Genomic DNA, 3666 nt, shown 5'->3' with positions numbered 1-3666 from the left:
GTCGACCAGGGCTCGATCCTGCTGGTGGTCTACACCGCCTTCAGCGCCGCGGTGATCCAGGGCCTGTGGCACGAAGTACCCTGGCTGGCGCTGCTCGGCCTGACCGTCGCCTGCTGCGTGATCCTCGCCCTGGCCCTGGTGCTGACCACGGTGCTGGCGCGACGCCTGGGCTTCAGCAAGGAAGACGAGATCACCATCGTCTTCTGCGGTTCGAAGAAGAGCCTGGCCACCGGCGTGCCCATGGCCAAGGTGCTGTTCGCCACCAGTGTGGTGGGACCGATGGTGTTGCCGCTGATGCTGTTCCACCAGATCCAGCTGATGGTCTGCGCGGTGCTCGCGCAACGCTACGCCAGGCGCCGCGATGACGCAGCGGCGGCGCTGGCCGAGGCCCCCTCGCGCTGAGCACGAAAATGAAAGAAGCCGGCCCAGGGGCCGGCTTCTTCGTTCAGACGCGGCTCAGCGCGTCGGCGTGCGCAGGGTGACGAACTCTTCCGCCGCGGTCGGGTGGATGCCGATGGTCTCGTCGAACGCCTGCTTGGTCGCCCCGGCCTTCATCGCCACCGCGATACCCTGGAGGATCTCGCCGGCCTCGGCGCCGACCATGTGGCAGCCCAGCACCCTGTCGTCGTGGGCATCCACGACCAGCTTCATCAGGGTCTTTTCCTGGTCGTCGGTAAGGGTCAGCTTCATCGGCCGGAAGCGGCTCTCGAAGATCTTCACCTTGTGCCCGGCGCTCAGCGCCTCCTCCTCGGTCAGGCCGACGGTGCCGATGTTGGGCAGGCTGAACACCGCGGTGGGAATCAACTTGTAGTCCACCGGACGGTACTCCTCCGGCTTGAACAGCCGCCGCGCCACCGCCATGCCCTCGGCCAGCGCCACGGGGGTCAACTGGACGCGACCGATCACGTCGCCCAGGGCGAGGATCGACGGCTCGCTGGTCTGGTAATGCTCGTCGACCGCGATGAAGCCCTTGTCGGTCAGCTTCACTCCGGTGTTTTCCAGGCCAAGGTCATCCAGCATCGGCCGCCGCCCGGTGGCATAGAACACGCAGTCCGCCTCCAGCACCCGGCCGTCCTTGAGGGTCGCGGCCAGGCTGCCATCGACCTGTTTGTCGATGCGGGCGATGTCGCTGTTGAACTGCAGGTCCAGGCCCTTCTTGCCCAATTCGTCGCGCAGGTGTTCGCGGACGCTGCGGTCGAAGCCGCGCAGGAACAGGTCGCGACGGTAGAGCAAGGTGGTCTCGGCGCCGAGCCCGTTGAAGATCGAGGCGAACTCGACGGCGATGTAGCCGCCGCCGACCACCAGCACACGGCGCGGCAGGCGCTCGAGGAAGAACGCCTCGTTGGAGGTGATCGCGTGTTCCTTGCCGGGAATGTCCGGCACCTGCGGCCAGCCACCGGTGGCGATGAGAATGTGCTTGGCGCTGAAACGCTGGCCGTCCACCTCGACGTTGTGCGCATCGAGCAGACGGGCGTGACCTTCGAGCAAAGTCACCCCGCTGTTCACCAGCAGGTTGCGGTAGATCCCGTTGAGCCGCTGGATCTCGCGGTTCTTGTTGCCGATCAGGGTCGCCCAGTCGAACTGCGCCTCGCCGGCGCTCCAGCCATAGGCCCGGGCCTGCTCGAAGTCCTCGCTGAAATGCGCGCCATAGACCAGCAGCTTCTTCGGCACGCAGCCGACGTTGACGCAGGTGCCACCCAGGTAGCGACTCTCCGCCACCGCGACACGGGCACCGAAGCCGGCGGCGAAGCGGGCGGCGCGTACGCCCCCTGAGCCGGCGCCGATGACGAACAGATCGAAATCGAAAGACATGTTACTACTCCTGGATCAGATGCGTTCCAGCATAACCCATTCGCCAGCGTCGGCTCCCGCCGGATCGACGCAGAAACCTGTCGAAACGGCTCAGCGCAGGGCCTGGCAGGCGATGGGCTATGCTTGTCCGTGGAGGTAAGCGCGATGTCCCCCACCCTCACCCACCTGGCGCTGCACGTCCCCGACCTCGACGCCTGCATCGCCTTCTACGAAACCTTCTGCGGCATGCGGGTGATCCACCGGCGCCCCGGCAAAGGCTCGCAGATCGTCTGGATGGCCGAACCCGGCCAGGAACAACGCTTCATCTTCGTCATCATGCCCGGCGGCCAGCCGCGCAACCTGGCCAGCGACGATTACAGTCATTTCGGCTTCGCCCTCTCCAGCCGCGCCGCGGTAGACGATCTGGCGCGCCGCGCCGAGGCCGCCGGCTGCCTGGTCTGGGCGCCGCGCGACGAGCCCTATCCGGTCGGCTACTACTGCGGCCTGCGCGACCCGGCGGGCAACTACGTGGAGTTCAGCTACGGCCAGCCGCTGGGCCCGGGTTCCGAGGCGCTGCCGATTCCCTGACCGGGCACGGAGGCGCCGCGTGGCCCAGGCCAGGCTGGCGGGGTTATTCGCCCGACGCCAACAACGCCACGCCCGCCGACAGCTCGGGTAGAGCGGATAACCCCCCATGGCCGTTCGCCCCATACGAAAAACGCCGCGCCCCCATCGGGGACGCGGCGTTCTTCATCGGGAACGGCGAGGCTCAGTGAGCCTTGCCGGTCTTGTAGAGGTTTTCGTAGCAGAAGTTGGTCGCCTCGATGTAACCCTCGGCGCTGCCGCAGTCGAAACGCTTGCCCTTGAACTTGTAGGCCAGCACGCAGCCGTCCTGGGCCTGCTTCATCAGGGCATCGGTGATCTGGATCTCGCCGCCCTTGCCCGGTTCGGTCTGCTCGATCAGGTCGAAGATGTCCGGGGTCAGGATGTAACGGCCGATGATCGCCAGGTTCGACGGCGCCTCTTCCGGCTTCGGCTTCTCGACCATGGTGTTCACCCGGAAGATATCGTCGCGGATCATCTCGCCGGCGATCACGCCGTACTTGTTGGTCTCTTCCGGCGGCACTTCCTGGATCGCCACGATGGAGCAGCGGAACTGGTTGTACAGCTTGACCATCTGCTTCAGCACGCTGTCGCCTTCGAGGTTCAGGCACAGGTCGTCGGCCAGGACCACGGCGAACGGCTCGTCGCCGATCAGCGGACGACCGGTGAGGATGGCGTGGCCGAGGCCCTTCATCTCCACCTGGCGGGTGTAGGCGAAGGTGCACTCGTCGATCAGCCGACGGATGCCGACCAGGTACTTTTCCTTGTCGGTGTTGCGGATCTGGTGTTCCAGCTCGTAGCTGATGTCGAAGTGGTCTTCCAGCGAACGCTTGCCGCGGCCGGTGACGATGCCGATCTCGGAAAGGCCGGCTTCCAGCGCCTCCTCCACCGCGTACTGGATCAGCGGCTTGTTCACCACCGGCAGCATTTCCTTGGGCATGGCCTTGGTGGCCGGGAGGAAACGAGTGCCGTAACCGGCGGCCGGGAAAAGACATTTCTTGATCATGAGAATCCTTCGACATGGACGAAGTATGCGGATGGCGCGCAGTCTAATCAGGCTGCGCTCGCCTTACAATGCCCGGCCCTTGAACGTCCTATGCCCTGGTAGATGAAGCCCAGTTCCGCCATCCGCGCCGGTGCGTAGAGATTCCGACCGTCGACCAACAGGGGAGTTCGCATGGATCCACGGATTTTCTGGAAGTCCGGCTGGCGGAACTGTTTCCACTCGGTCACCAGCACCAGGGCATCGGCGCCCTCGACGGCGGCGTAGGG

Annotated in this window: 5 protein-coding genes; 2 read left to right on the top strand and 3 right to left on the bottom strand. The window is 65.5% G+C overall.

Annotated elements, in window-relative coordinates:
- On the top strand, nucleotides 1–402 hold a 402-nt coding region (locus FFS27_RS30330; protein WP_137952432.1), incomplete at its 5' end, for a bile acid:sodium symporter.
- Nucleotides 403–456: 54 nt separating this feature from the next.
- On the opposite strand, the gene gorA is transcribed toward FFS27_RS30330, so the two are convergent.
- The gene (gorA, locus tag FFS27_RS30325; RefSeq protein ID WP_021264700.1) at nucleotides 457–1812 is read right to left on the bottom strand and encodes a glutathione-disulfide reductase; all 1356 of its coding nucleotides are present in this window, start codon (nucleotides 1810–1812) and stop codon (nucleotides 457–459) included.
- Between the two features lie 144 nt (nucleotides 1813–1956).
- Here gorA and FFS27_RS30320 point away from each other — a divergent pair, with 144 nt between their 5' ends.
- Entirely contained in the window at nucleotides 1957–2379 is a 423-nt protein-coding gene (locus tag FFS27_RS30320) for a VOC family protein (RefSeq protein WP_003100368.1), read from the top strand.
- A 181-nt stretch (nucleotides 2380–2560) separates the two neighbouring features.
- On the opposite strand, the gene galU is transcribed toward FFS27_RS30320, so the two are convergent.
- Together galU and FFS27_RS30310 are read right to left on the bottom strand one after the other, a co-directional pair.
- Nucleotides 2561–3400, bottom strand: a complete 840-nt coding sequence (gene galU, locus FFS27_RS30315) for a UTP--glucose-1-phosphate uridylyltransferase GalU (protein WP_003088639.1) — start codon at nucleotides 3398–3400, stop codon at nucleotides 2561–2563.
- Nucleotides 3401–3447: 47 nt separating this feature from the next.
- The coding region (locus FFS27_RS30310; protein WP_256659750.1) for a UDP binding domain-containing protein at nucleotides 3448–3666 on the bottom strand (219 nt) is incomplete at its 5' end.

Source organism: Pseudomonas sp. 2VD (assembly GCF_005503585.1).
In the GTDB taxonomy this organism is placed as follows: Bacteria; Pseudomonadota; Gammaproteobacteria; order Pseudomonadales; family Pseudomonadaceae; genus Pseudomonas; species Pseudomonas aeruginosa.
The sequence above is the reverse complement of the archived record's forward strand: the minus strand, read 5'-3'. Positions and strand labels throughout refer to the sequence as shown.